The 12,398-nt window shown below is 41.8% G+C and carries 15 protein-coding genes and 1 tRNA gene; 6 read left to right on the top strand and 10 right to left on the bottom strand.

The window, feature by feature from the left end; all coding sequences use genetic code 11:
- Positions 1-104 precede the first annotated feature (104 nt).
- The 9 genes from PQR79_RS03670 to PQR79_RS03630 form a co-directional block, all read right to left on the bottom strand.
- Complete coding sequence (locus tag PQR79_RS03670) at positions 105-1,709, bottom strand: BCCT family transporter (RefSeq protein WP_238104065.1); 1,605 nt, start codon at positions 1,707-1,709, stop codon at positions 105-107.
- Positions 1,710-2,188: 479 nt separating this feature from the next.
- The gene (locus tag PQR79_RS03665) at positions 2,189-2,392 is read right to left on the bottom strand and encodes a hypothetical protein (protein WP_238104067.1); all 204 of its coding nucleotides are present in this window, start codon (positions 2,390-2,392) and stop codon (positions 2,189-2,191) included.
- A gap of 238 nt (positions 2,393-2,630) precedes the next feature.
- Positions 2,631-3,041: a hypothetical protein gene (locus PQR79_RS03660; RefSeq protein WP_238104068.1), complete on the bottom strand. Its 411-nt coding sequence runs from the start codon at positions 3,039-3,041 to the stop codon at positions 2,631-2,633.
- The gene (locus PQR79_RS03655) at positions 3,038-4,267 is read right to left on the bottom strand and encodes an RHS repeat domain-containing protein (RefSeq protein WP_238104070.1); all 1,230 of its coding nucleotides are present in this window, start codon (positions 4,265-4,267) and stop codon (positions 3,038-3,040) included. The genes PQR79_RS03660 and PQR79_RS03655 overlap by 4 nt, the downstream gene beginning before the upstream one ends.
- 422 nt (positions 4,268-4,689) lie before the next feature.
- Positions 4,690-5,277, bottom strand: a complete 588-nt coding sequence (locus PQR79_RS03650) for a hypothetical protein (RefSeq protein ID WP_188739820.1) — start codon at positions 5,275-5,277, stop codon at positions 4,690-4,692.
- 12 nt (positions 5,278-5,289) lie between these two features.
- Positions 5,290-6,186, bottom strand: coding sequence for a DUF4329 domain-containing protein (locus PQR79_RS03645; protein WP_238104072.1), 897 nt, complete (start codon positions 6,184-6,186; stop codon positions 5,290-5,292).
- 7 nt (positions 6,187-6,193) lie between these two features.
- Positions 6,194-6,589 carry a hypothetical protein gene (locus tag PQR79_RS03640; protein WP_238104074.1) on the bottom strand — a complete coding sequence of 132 codons (396 nt, stop codon included), beginning with the start codon at positions 6,587-6,589 and terminating at the stop codon, positions 6,194-6,196.
- A 488-nt stretch (positions 6,590-7,077) separates the two neighbouring features.
- Positions 7,078-8,403, bottom strand: a complete 1,326-nt coding sequence (locus tag PQR79_RS03635; RefSeq protein ID WP_238104076.1) for a tyrosine-type recombinase/integrase — start codon at positions 8,401-8,403, stop codon at positions 7,078-7,080.
- A 104-nt stretch (positions 8,404-8,507) separates the two neighbouring features.
- Positions 8,508-8,597, bottom strand: a tRNA-Ser gene (locus PQR79_RS03630).
- A gap of 319 nt (positions 8,598-8,916) precedes the next feature.
- On the opposite strand from PQR79_RS03630, the gene punR reads away from it, so the two are divergent.
- The 6 genes from punR (at position 8,917) to PQR79_RS03600 (ending at position 12,129) form a co-directional block, all read left to right on the top strand.
- Positions 8,917-9,819: a DNA-binding transcriptional activator PunR gene (gene punR / locus PQR79_RS03625; protein WP_238104077.1), complete on the top strand. Its 903-nt coding sequence runs from the start codon at positions 8,917-8,919 to the stop codon at positions 9,817-9,819.
- Between the two features lie 183 nt (positions 9,820-10,002).
- The gene (locus PQR79_RS03620) at positions 10,003-10,662 is read left to right on the top strand and encodes a Bax inhibitor-1/YccA family protein (protein WP_238104078.1); all 660 of its coding nucleotides are present in this window, start codon (positions 10,003-10,005) and stop codon (positions 10,660-10,662) included.
- A gap of 66 nt (positions 10,663-10,728) precedes the next feature.
- Complete coding sequence (gene tusD, locus PQR79_RS03615) at positions 10,729-11,118, top strand: sulfurtransferase complex subunit TusD (RefSeq protein WP_238104079.1); 390 nt, start codon at positions 10,729-10,731, stop codon at positions 11,116-11,118.
- A gap of 17 nt (positions 11,119-11,135) precedes the next feature.
- On the top strand, positions 11,136-11,492 hold the full coding sequence (gene tusC, locus PQR79_RS03610) for a sulfurtransferase complex subunit TusC (RefSeq protein ID WP_238104080.1): 357 nt from the start codon (positions 11,136-11,138) through the stop codon (positions 11,490-11,492).
- The gene (tusB, locus tag PQR79_RS03605; protein WP_238104081.1) at positions 11,489-11,797 is read left to right on the top strand and encodes a sulfurtransferase complex subunit TusB; all 309 of its coding nucleotides are present in this window, start codon (positions 11,489-11,491) and stop codon (positions 11,795-11,797) included. Before tusC ends, tusB begins: the two co-directional genes overlap by 4 nt.
- Entirely contained in the window at positions 11,791-12,129 is a 339-nt protein-coding gene (locus PQR79_RS03600; RefSeq protein WP_238104082.1) for a TusE/DsrC/DsvC family sulfur relay protein, read from the top strand. The genes tusB and PQR79_RS03600 overlap by 7 nt, the downstream gene beginning before the upstream one ends.
- An 84-nt stretch (positions 12,130-12,213) precedes the next feature.
- Here PQR79_RS03600 and PQR79_RS03595 read toward each other — a convergent pair whose 3' ends face one another.
- Positions 12,214-12,393, bottom strand: a complete 180-nt coding sequence (locus PQR79_RS03595; RefSeq protein WP_274408380.1) for a hypothetical protein — start codon at positions 12,391-12,393, stop codon at positions 12,214-12,216.
- Positions 12,394-12,398: the final 5 nt, after the last annotated feature.

The following is a 12,398-nucleotide window of genomic DNA, read 5'->3' as shown; positions in this document are numbered from 1 at the left end:
TTTGGAGGGTGCGAACACAATGGGACGAACTTATGCGAAAGGGGTATGACGTATACTAAAACAAGGGCTTACAAGAATGTACCATGTAAGCCCCTTCATAGTAATTAAGCGGATTGTTTACGACTTAATTGCGGCTTTTTTACCTCAGTAAACATGCCAAGCACCAAGCTAACACAAGCAAGCACTAATATAATCGCAAACGGAAGTGCTGCGATAATGGTAACCGACTGAAGCGCTTTGATAGAGTCAGTGCCACCGATCCACAACATCACCATCGCGATTAGCGCAGAGATAACCGCCCATACAATCTTTTGCTTCATCGGTAATTCTAACTTACCGCCTGCGGTCATGCTATCGACCACGATAGAGCCTGAATCTAAAGTCGTCACAAAGAACACGATAATCAGTATCACCGCAATAATGGACAGAATATCTCCCATAGGGTAAGCATCAAGCATATAAAACAAACTCAAGGAAACGTCTGTAATACCTTGCTCTACGCCTAGTTGACCAACTTTATCAATGATTTGTTGAATCGCAATACCGCCAAAAAATGACATCCAAGCTGTGGTCACTAAAGTGGGGATAATCAACACACAAGCCAGAAACTCGCGTACGGTACGGCCACGTGAAATTCGCGCTACAAACATACCAAAGAACGGTGCATACGCAATCCACCAAGCCCAGTAGAATACCGTCCAACCGTGTAACCAGCTAGTGTCTTCACGACCTGAATTCTGGCTTAATGGTATGATGTTTTTGACGTAACCGACAACACCTGTCACCAATGAATCAAGCACAGTCGTGAAATTAAGAATGCTGATAAAACCAAGGAATATAAAGGCAATAATCATGTTGATGTTACTCAACAATTTAACCCCGCCATCCATGCCACGAACCACTGAGAGAATAGCAAGCCCCATAATGACCAGAATAATCGTCAGTTGAAGAAAAATACTATTTTCAAAACCAAACACATGGCTTATTCCGCTGGCAGCTTGAGAGCCACCTAAACCCAGTGACGTTGCAAGGCCAAACAAAATAACCAGTACCGCCATAATGTCGATCACATCACCAGTTTTGCCCCAGACTTTATCACCTAGCATGGGATAGAAAACCGAACGCATTGAGAGTGGCAAGCCCTTATTATAAACAAAGTATGCCAATGAGAGCGCAGTCATACCGTAGATAGCCCAAGCATGAAATCCCCAGTGAAATACAGAAGCACCAAGCGCTAATTCACGGCCTTCAGGTGTAAAGGGGGCCACGTCCAGCGGGGTGCCAAACCAATCAGTGTAGAACGCTGTTGGCTCTGCCACACCCCAGAAAATAAGGCCAATGCCCATACCTGCAGCAAATAGCATGGATACCCAGGACACTGTCGAGTAATCCGTTGTGGCGTTGTCACCGCCCAAGCGAATTTTGCCTAATGGAGAGAAAGCAATCCCAATAGCAAAAATGAGCATAATGTTAGCAGTCCACATAAACACGAAGTCAAAGTGAGATAAAGCGGCGCCCTTCACTGAATCGATAGCAGCTTTAGCATCCGCGGGGGGGAAAACCAGCAGAGCCACAATAAATAAAATGGATAAACCGACGGAAACGCTAAAAACGGTGTTGTGGACATCCATGCCCCACTTGAAAATATTATCTTGACCAACCTGATAATCAGTTGATTCTATACTGTATTTTTTTGACTTAAATTTCATAATTAACAGGCTTCACTATTCGAATAAGGAATAAGAGAAACTAACTCCATTTTTGATTGGTACTGATTAGATAGATAATAAAGTACAAGGGGTTTGCATGCCATCACATACATCAAAGGGGAAGCCCTTATCGCGTATAGATCACATATATCAACAAGGAAAGCCCTTGTCGCGTAAATATTTGGATAAACAGATACGTGTAAAGTATACGTTATTGGGTGCTCTGCTCATGTAAAGAGCAGATACATTGTCTGAGTCAATCCTTATGGAGAGCCCCTCAAACGCCAGAAACAAAAAAAGCCGTTGATAATCAACGGCTTTTTTTGTATTTAATGTGGCGGAGGGATAGGGATTTGAACCCAGACTCTCGAATTAAATAGGTAAAATAGTCGTTTAAATTCATTTGGTTGCAGAGATTTGCATCTTCAAAGTCTGCAATTGCTAACTAAGATTGACTATATGATTGAAATGAAAAATTGTCAATTCAAATTGGTTTTATCCATGGCGCTATAGCTAAGATAAATAATGGACTTGGCAGCTTTACTGATGCGTTCAATTTCTGATGTTGTTAGATATTCACGTTCACGAACTTGGCTGTATTTGGGTGGGGTTGGAAGAATTTTCCGATTTTCGATGTCTGGGGTGGTACTGTGATGACGCTTGAACTCTACAACTTTACTCATATTGGCTCCGTTAACTTTCCCGATTATAGCTGGAAATGGGAATATTTTATACGGTGATGATGATTGCTAGTAATGCTGAAGTAGGTGTGAACATTGATAACTTTACAAGTTTCTTTACCGATTATCGGCTGTTTTGACCATGATTAGCCATGATGATGGCAGTGGTTCATAAACGACGGTTTTCTTTACACGGTGATGAAAATTGCCTGTCACACCAAACTGACAGGCAACAGGATGACTAATTAGAGTGCCTTACTATCCTTTGAACATTGATTACTTTGCCTTTATTGAAGCCGCCGTAACCTTTATTTTTAGCATCAAACTCTCCAAAAACCCTGACATAGGTTCCATCTAGCTTAGTGAGATATTCTAATTTTTCCTGACTCATATCCATAGGCAAACGAACACTTATCGATGACTCAAAGACGTCTTCAACTAAATACTCCTTGCTAGGAAATAAAGTAGCTGAATCTATATCAAACTTATACACCCCTGTTATTTCAACCATTTCTCCATGAAACTTGGTAGGGTTAACAAGTACTTCATATATGGAAATTGAAGAAAATCCAATATCCTCCTTCGCCTGCAAAAAATTAGAAACAGAGGTGCTCATTAATAAAAGCACAAATATCAATTTAAATAACTTCATAGCTTCATAGCCTTTCCCTTTTCTCTTCTTGATAACTCTGCATTAGCAGGGTTCCAGTTTGGTGAAATAGAGCCTGTACTCAAGGTTCTGACATGATACTGACCACCTTTAAACTCCAGTACCTTGATAACCCCTGAAGGTGTTCGAAAATAATTAGGCGCACTCCTCTTGACTAAGAATGCGTGGTCGCCAGGCCCTGGCATCTCCCGTTTTTTTGTTACAGCCTCTGCCATGCCGCTATGGTAATGATTGCTTTCAACATGCGAATGAGCAACAAAGCGAATATTTGCAGGGAGCTTATTAAAGGTGCATCCCTCATTGTCGCAAGAATCAGGTGTAATGTTACCCCCCGCATTTTTCACTGCCACCCCTTGCTCCTTAGTACCTCCAATCTCAAAGCTAGTAAGAATATCAGTGGCTTGCTTATGCGTGTCTTTTGTACCTAGAACATCCTTATTAGGTATTGCAAACTTAGCATCACTAGCTTTTTCAGTGCTACCTGTTACACCTACATTGGTACTACTATTTCCTTTATGTAGGCTAACGGTTCCTGTAGTTTTACCAACCTGCGCGGTACCGCCACCATTACCGTCAAATGATATGGAAAAGTTCTTCTCGCCATTTGAAACTGAAGTTAATTTATAAGTTTCCCCATCAGCTGTCACATAAAGATTCCCACTTTCATCTTTCTCAAGCTTCTCAAACGCCTTACCTGATATAACCTCGTCTAATTCTTCAGATCTATACCCAGTCGGGTCAACCCCACTCATCGGGTTATTCAAAATATACGAATACGGGTTAGCGCTTTGACTATTCTCTGGGAACTGCAAAAACGGGTCAACACTTAAAAAACGGCCAACGTTGAAATCGTATATCCGCCCGTTCATGTGAATAAGCTCTTGGTCAATCAAATGCTCATGGTCTGTATAGCCTTTAGTGACGCCTTGCCAGCTACTTAATAACGCATTACCTGATGCAATGTCTCTTGGGCGACCAAATACATCATAACCACGGTGCTGCAGTACTGCTCCGGTTTTGGCATCCATCAATGTATCGACACTGCCTAAATGGTCGCGAAGTACATGCTGAAACGGTGATTGATTACCTAAACTGCCCACATGGGCTTTCATCTTAATGGTGTGGTCACCAATGTAGGTTTTATCTACCGTACTGCTTAGGGTCACTTCACGCTCGAAACTGCCCACATAATACGTGGTCGATACCACACTACCACTTTGCTGTTTAACCTGTTTATAGCGGTTACCATTCGCATCGTAACTGAATGTACTTTTTACATTATTACGGTCAACCGTTAACGGCTTGTTTTGGTCGTTATAGGTTAACGTTACGCCATCACCCGTGAGCCGGTTACCGTTATTGTCATAGGTGAAGGTTTTTGTACCACCACGGATAAACTGCCTAATAGCGTTAGGGCCTGCATTACCGCCAGCACCTTTGCCTACACTACCGTAAAGATACTGACTGCCGTAATCGCCTTTAACAAGGATATTATCTGCGGCGTCATAGTCGCAGTTACGATGAAATAATTATGGGTGTCTTAATTATGTTTTATGAAGATTGCTAGTAATGCTGAAGTCGGTGCGAAGCTGTGATGATAGAGTTGTCAACTCCATCATCACATGTAGAGTTAACCCAAAGATTCGATAAACTTATGCAGCTTATTTTCATCCTTACCAGCTAGATAAATGGCAACAATAGTTATAATCACACCCAAATCATTCAACTCCTCTTTGTTTGATTTGAGCCAATCGACTTCCCTTTCATCAGAGCCAATTGATGCCTTAGCTAGGTATTGAAACAATTGCGCCAATATAAAATTTGCTACAAGCTCACTTTGCCCACAAAAGACCACTCCAAAAATGTCAGGTGCATACAATGCCATATTTGAAACGAGTCCGCTTACATACTCACTATTCAAATCATCAAGTACAAGGGCTTCAACATTAAACTCAGAGTTAGTTCTTGATACCGACTTTTCAATTAAGCCAATCAACCTACCATCTAATTGATTCTGCAATTCAACAGCTTTCTCTTTGGGAAACACCTTCCCACTCAAAAAAATTGGGTTACCTACCATGTTAAACTGAATTTCTTGAGGTAGATTTCCAAGTACGCATGACTCTAGCATTCTATTATCGATTTCTTGCTCTTGAGCCACTAAAAAAGGGCTACACAAAACAAGAAAAGGCATTGTGATTTTGAATAAGCTTTTCATAATTATTACCTATTATTTCCAAGATGTTGAAAGGTTAGAACCCGAAACATCTTTTCCTGAAAAGTTTTTGTATGGCGGGAAATAACCTGCCCCACGACTAATTCCGTGTTTACGAGCCATTTTCGGGGTGCTGTATTGTAGCTTCCCATCCCTACTTGCTAGATAAAGTTTTATTCCAAACCCTCTATTTTTTTCTTGTGTGATTAGCCGCCAGTCTTGAGGACTGAAGTTACCATTTGAATCCCAATGCGTATGTCCTGCACTAGCAAGGTTCAGCGACTCATTCGGCGTTGGCAGCCTGACGTAGGCACTCCCTTTAGACCCTATATTGGCATAGGTAAAAGAAAATGTGCCATCGTCAAGCTCATAAACTCTCCAGCTAGCTTCTCTATTGGCGGCTATTGACGCCCCTAGATACCGGTTGGCAGCGCCAATGTGAGCCAGATTCTCATTGGCGGAACAGTCGCTTTGGCAAAACAGCTCCCCTGCACGCTCTCCATCTTCAAGCAGAAATTTTTCGGCCGATTTAGAGTTGGCTACGCCGGGGTTTTCGTCACCGCCAGAACCTGCTAAATCAACGCTTTCATTTCCACTGGTACTACTATTTCCTTTATGTAGGCTAACGGTTCCTGTAGTTTTACCAACTTGCGCGGTACCGCCGCCATTACCGTCAAATGATATGGAAAAGTTCTTCTCGCCATTTAAGACTGAAGTTAATTTATAAGTTTCCCCATCAGCTGTCACATAGAGATTACCACTTTCATCTTTCTCAAGCTTCTCAAACGTCTTTCCTGATATAACCTCATCTAATTCTTCATATATATATCCCGTAGGATCAACCCCACTCATCGGGTTATTCAAAATATACGAATACGGGTTGGCGCTTTGACTATTCTCTGGGAACTGCAAAAACGGGTCAACACTTAAAAAAACAGCCGATGTTGAAATCGTATATCCGCCCGTTCATATGAATGAGCTCTTGGTCAATCAAATGCTCATGATTTGTATAGCCTTTAGTGACACCTTGCCAATTAGTTCCAGATAATAATGTATTACCTGATGCTATGTCTCTTGGACGACCAAACACATCATAACCACGGTGCTGCAGTACAGCTCCGGTTTTGGCATCCATCAAGGTATCGACACTGCCTAAGTGGTCGCGCAGCACATGCTGGAACGGTGATTGATTACCTAAGCTGCCCACATGGGCTTTCATCTTAATGGTGTGGTCACCAATGTAGGTTTTATCTACCGTACTGCTTAGGGTCGCTTCACGCTCGAAACTGCCCACATAATACGTGGTCGATACCACACTACCGTTTTGCTGCTTAACCTGTTTATAGCGGTTACCATTGGCATCGTAACTGAATGTGCTTTTTACATTATTGCGGTCAACCGTTAACGGCTTGTTTTGGTCGTTATAGGTTAACGTTACGCCATCGCCCGTGAGCCGGTTACCGTTATTGTCATAGGTGAAGCTTGGGTGCGATTGCGCTCAACTGTGTTTGGCTTTTGGGGTTCAAAGGGGTTCCCCTTGCCCGAGCTTGTATCCGACCTTTTTGGAACAAAAAGTGGGATACAAGCGTACCGGGTTACGTACTGGTCCCACATAATTGTGGGCTGTTTTTTGCTTCGCACTCACTGACAGTGAGCCATTTTCAATACCATTATATTTCACTCTCTGCTGTAGTGAAATAATGACAGCTTTGGCAGTGTTTGTGCCTCATTTGGCACTGTTGCTGCCTATTGGGACAGGTTGTTAATTCAGTATAAATTTTGTCGCTTAACGCTACCCGATCATCAAATTTGATATTCAATTCTCTCAATATCCTTCAGCAATGCAGCAACGTTTACATCTTTGCCGTAACGACTGAAAGTGATGTTGGGATTAGCGTGACCAACGATTTGCGCCACGATATGCTCGCTGATACCTAATTGCTTCATTTCATCAATAAACGTGTGTCTTAGGCCGTATGCGGTTGGACGCTTATTCGCTTGCATGCCGATTTCATTTTGAAGCTTTGCGAGTTGTTTACAGTAGTTTTTTGACCAGTCTTCGTTAATTCCAACGGGTTTATAGTCAAACAGCTGTATTTGTTGTGTTTTGCGTTGAGTCACAAAGGCCATAAAGCCTTGTTCGAGTAATGCACTATGAATTGGTACATAGCGCTTAGCATTGATGTTTTTTATTCGTTGCCCTGCACCGCTGTCATCAACGCTTATGCAGTCAACGCCATCTACTTGCTTGATATCACTTAATAGCAGCTGGCACGCTTCAGATGGCCTTAAACCGCCATAAAGCATCTTGAGTGTGACCCACTTAAAATCGTCGGTTGAGTCGTTAAATGCAGTCGAGCGTATTAATCGTTTTAATTCAGATGCAGTCCAGCGGTTGCGACCTTGATTCGCTTTGGCTTTCGGTTTTTGACCGACGGTGACACTTTCGAATGGGTTGTGATTTGAGTAGTTCATTAGCTGACACCATTTAAAGAACTGAAATATGGCGGCTAAGTATTCTTTATTGCTTTTGTAGCTTCGGCCTTGAGTCAGCAACTCATCGCGATAGGTCATCGCATCAGCGCTGGTGATATCGTGCACACATTTATCATCAGTTTTAAACTTGGTTTTAAGAGCGGATTTTGATGATACGGTATCAATAAAATGTCGAGTACGCTGCTCAAGCTGCTTAATAGATAGAGGTCTGATGGCTGATTTTTGTTTTGAAATAATAAATGCGCTTAATGCTTCGTTTAACCCAATAACAGGCTTTGCTTGCGCAACAGCTGTGGTTTCACGATGCTCTGACAACTTAGTGTCTCTGATTGGGATGAAATGAGGTTTCGGCGTGATGTTGAACGTAATATCAGAATCATCAGCATCAAACTGAGCTCTAAGATTGTTAATGACTTCATCAACGTAGCGAATAAAGTCGTTAATACGGGTTTTATGGTCAATAGACTTGATGATTTTTTTGAGTGTTCCGGCAACCTCAATGTTGCGGATAACCGCTTCTGCTCTGTCACGAGTCAGTAAGGAGACTTTTACGTCAAAGGGAAAGCCCTTGTCGCGTAAATATTTGGCTAAACAGATACGTGTGAAGTATACGTTGTTGGGTGCTCTGCTCATGTAAAGAGCAGATACATTGTCTGAGTCAATCCTTATGGAGAGCCCCTCAAACGCCAGAAACAAAAAAAGCCGTTGATAATCAACGGCTTTTTTCGTATTTAATGTGGCGGAGGGATAGGGATTTGAACCCTAGAACGGGATAAACCGTTGCCGGTTTTCAAGACCGGTGCATTCGACCACTCTGCCATCCCTCCGAGCGGGCGAATAATATGACAATGAAAGTTTTGTGTAAAGGCTAAATTAAAAATAATTGTTCAAGTGGTGATTAAACACTCAGAATGATAAGTAAAACGGGAAAAGAAAACGCTTTGTGGGGAAAGTCAGTCTGTAACCACTCACCTAGCTATCATTTACAAGATGTTGAAATAATCTTCACTCTTTAATTAGATTACCTCATATTCTGCTAAGCACATTATGTGATTGAACAACTAATAACGGTGACTTTGCTTGATTTGATTGGGGTTAATGTTTACCTTTACTGCAAGTAATGTTACCGATGCCAAGGATAGCGAGATGCTTTCAGAACAAGCATTCGAAATGATAGATATAGTTGCCCGAGTGGGCAGTTTTACCGCCGCTGCGAATAAATTAAATAAAGTCCCCTCAGCGGTGAGTTATGCCGTAAAACAAATTGAAGATGACCTTGGAGTTATCTTATTTGAACGTCATCATCGCAGTGTCAGCTTGACGCCAGCAGGTGAGCACTTTGTGGCACAGTCGCGTGAAATTATCACCAAACTTAACAATATTAAACGTGACACACAGAAAGTTGCTAATGGTTGGCGCCCTTCTTTGTCGATCGCTATTGATAACATGGTTCGCGCCGACAAAATCAGTGTGTTAATTGCCGACTTTTATCGCCATTTTACTGATATCGAATTAATCATTCGTCTTGAAGTGTATAACGGTGTGTGGGAGTCCCTGTCTACTGGCAAGAGTGATATCGCAATTGGCGCAACATCCACCATTCCGGTGGGTGGTGTGTTTAAATTTAGAGATATGGGTATGATACCTTGGAGCTTTTTGGTGAGTAAAAACCATCCTTTAGCTAAAGCAGAACACTTACTCACTGATGCCGAGTTACTGCCCTACCCATCAATTTGCTTACAAGATACTGCCAGTAATATTGCTCACAGGCCTAATTGGCTACTCAATAACCAACGCCGCATTGTGGTGCCTGATTGGATCCGTGCATTAAATTGTTTCCGTGAAGGCTTAGGTGTAGGTTATATGCCGTACCATTTGGCTGATGTGTTTATTAAAGCTGGGGCATTAATTGAAAAACAATTAGACAAACCAAAACAAGATACCGCTTGCTGTTTAGCCTGGAATAACGCCAATATGACCCCTGCTATGCAGTGGGTATTGGATTATTTGGGCGATACACCCAAGCTTAAAAAAGAATGGTTGAGCTAAACGGAAGCCATTGACGATGATAAGGTTATATTAACGTTAACTTTATGGTAACGTAGCGGCATTAAACGATATGATAAATTAATTTATATTTAATGAATATTGCTTACGCTGGGTTTAGTGTCAGAGTGAAAACAATAGGTTTTCACTCTGAACAAATCATTGAGTTAATCTCTGGAGACGATAATGAGTCAACAATCAGTTTTATCCCCAAGTCTATCGACTACTGAAGTCAATAAACTGCTAAAAAACACTTATATGCTGTTATCAATGACACTGGCTTTCGCCGCGCTAACCGCTGGCTTAAGCATGTTATTTGAAATTGGTCGCTGGCCTTCGCTAGGTTTATCAATTGGTGGTTTAGTATTATTGTTTGTGACCTTGAAAAAAGCTGACACCGCTGCGGGTATTTTCTGGGTATTTGCCTTTACCGGTATGGAAGGTGCGTCACTGGGTTACATTCTTAACCATTATGCTGGCATGGCAAATGGTCCTGGCCTAATTATGCAAGCGCTTGGCTTAACATCCGTCATCTTTATTGCGCTATCAGCTTATGCTCTGACTACCAAAAAAGACTTCTCGTTTATGGGCGGGTTCTTATTTGCGGGTATGCTTGTGATGATTGGTGCTTTAGTCATCAACTTATTTGTGCAAAGCTCAATCATGTTCATGGCGATGAATGCGGGTATTGCATTATTGATGACCGGGTTTATTTTATATGACACTAGCCGTATCGTAAATGGCGGAGAAACTAACTATATCCGCGCTACTGTGTCATTATTTTTAGACTTCTTAAACTTATTTATGAGTCTTTTACATTTAATGGGTATGGGCAACGACGATTAATCGTCGATAGAGTTCACCTTCAAATTAAGATAAAATGGCCCTAATTAAGGGCCATTTTTTATTATCATGAGTAAATTTATCATCCAAGTAAACGGCAGCGTTTATGGCTCCAGTGCCAGTTTTCGGGCATTAGCCTTTTGCAAAAGTGTATTGGCGAATGGTCATAGTATTATCAATGTGTTTTTCTACCAAGATGGCGTAACAAACAGTAATGCCCTCACCTGCCCAGCGTCTGACGAACTAGACATGCATGCTAAATGGCAAGCCTTTGCACAACAGCATAAAGTACCGTTAACCAATTGCGTTTCAGCTGCACTGCGTCGCGGTGTGCTGTCTGAACAAGAAGCCGTTGAAAACGGTAAAAACCATTGGAATAGTAGTGAGCATTTCTCCATGGGCGGCTTGGGTGAATTAGTGATTGGCATAGAAAAAGCCGATCGTTTAATCAGCTTTTAAAATCGATAGGATCAATAATGAAATCTTTGGCCATTGTATTTCGCCATGCACCTTTTGGGTCAACAAGTGGCCGAGAAGGCCTAGATGTGGCGATGCTTAGCGCAAGCTTTGAGCAACAGGTCAGTCTCATTTTTACTGACGAAGCGGTACTGCATCTTCTTGGTGGGCAAACCCCAGAGCAAGCAGGTGCAAAGGATTACTTATCAGCTCTAAAAGCACTGCCATTATATGATATTGAGACGGTTTTAGTGTGTAGCGACTCGTTGCAACAATTAGGGCTTAACGCCAGCGAATTGAATATTGAGGCTGAAGTAGTGGGTGCTGATATGATAACTAAAACACTGCAAGCAGTTGATGAGGTATTAGTATTTTGATTTTACATCATATTCAAACGTCAGCATTAACCGACAGTGCACTCAGTACTTGCTTACGGTACATTCAACCAAATGACAGCATATTATTGGCTGGTGATGCGGTTAATTGCTTATTACAAATTCAGTGGCAACAGCGTTTAGCCTCGGTGAACCTATTTGTGTTGCAAGATGATATTCAAGCGCGGGGATTACAGCCGCGAGTTGAAGCCATTGCAGAACATATGTCAGCCGAATTTTTTCATATTATTGATTACTCAGATTTTGTAGAACAATCACTTAAGCATAACAAGGTCATCACTTGGTAAACTCTTTTGAATTTAATGGTCGGCACATTGAAGTTGATCATCAAGGTTATTTAAAAAATGTCGCCGATTGGCAAGAATCCATGGCACCCGTAATTGCGGCAACTGAAAACATTGAACTCACAGAACAGCATTGGGAAGTGATTTGGTTTGTACGCAATTTTTACCTAGAGTACAAAACCAGCCCAGCTATTAGAGTATTAGTTAAAGCCATCGGTCAAAGCTTGGGCGCTGATAAAGGTAACTCTAAATACCTTTACACCCTGTTCCCAATAGGCCCTGCCAAGCAAGCCACTAAAATTGCTGGGCTGCCGAAACCGGCAAAGTGCTTATAGCTTATCGAACAGGAATAACTTAACCTCCTTTTAAAAAAAAGCCCGGTTAAATCATTTAACCGGGCTTTTTTGCTGTCGTAATCATTATTGCGGAAATATGTTGTCTAATACGATAAATGCCACTTGTCCAAGTAATACGAATACCAATAAGACAAAAAACATCCCAATTGAAGACGATACAAATTTACTGTTATTACGCTGACCAGTAGCCACCGCTTGTTGTCCTCTGAAAGTATCAAAACAGGGGTAATTAGTCGTGCTCATTAAGC

It is taken from the genome of Shewanella metallivivens, assembly GCF_028750675.1.
Taxonomy (GTDB): domain Bacteria; phylum Pseudomonadota; class Gammaproteobacteria; order Enterobacterales; family Shewanellaceae; genus Shewanella; species Shewanella metallivivens.
This window is presented reverse-complemented; position numbering and strand designations above follow the sequence as displayed.